The sequence below is a fragment of the Exiguobacterium sp. SH0S2 genome, from assembly GCF_004337185.1.
GTDB classification, from domain to species: domain Bacteria; phylum Bacillota; class Bacilli; order Exiguobacteriales; family Exiguobacteriaceae; genus Exiguobacterium; species Exiguobacterium aurantiacum_A.
This window is the reverse complement of the sequence record NZ_SJVB01000022.1, coordinates 1-433: the sequence shown is the minus strand read 5'-3', so window position 1 is coordinate 433 and position 433 is coordinate 1. Positions and strand designations below refer to the sequence as shown.

Annotated in this window: 1 protein-coding gene; it reads left to right on the top strand. The window is 73.9% G+C overall.

Annotated features, from left to right (window positions below):
* The coding region (locus tag EVJ21_RS15475) for a septal ring lytic transglycosylase RlpA family protein (protein WP_201739996.1) at positions 1-433 on the top strand (433 nt) is incomplete at both ends.

The window sequence follows — 433 nt, the reverse complement described above, 5'->3', positions numbered from 1 at the left end:
TCCCCTGACCGATCCGGACACCCCGCCCGCGCTGCGCGAGCCCGCGCCGGCGATGCCGTCGCCATCGCCTGCGCCGGAGACGGAACCGGAGGGGGCCAAGGGCGCGAAGGACGGCCGCGCCTCGGGCCTGGGCCTGGACCTCGGCAGCGAACTCGGAGATTTCGGCGAGGAAGGCATGGCGTCCTGGTACGGCGCGCGCTTCCACGCCCGCCGCACGGCGAGCGGCGAGCGTTTCGACATGAACGATTTCACGGCGGCGCACCGCACGCTGCCCTTCGGCACCCGGGTGTGCGTGCGCAGCCTAGTCACCGGCCGGGCAGTGCAGGTGCGCATCAACGACCGCGGCCCGCATTCCCAGAACCGCATCCTGGACCTGAGCCGGGCCGCCGCCCAGTCCCTCGGCCTGCTGGGCCTGGGCATCAAGCCGGTCGCC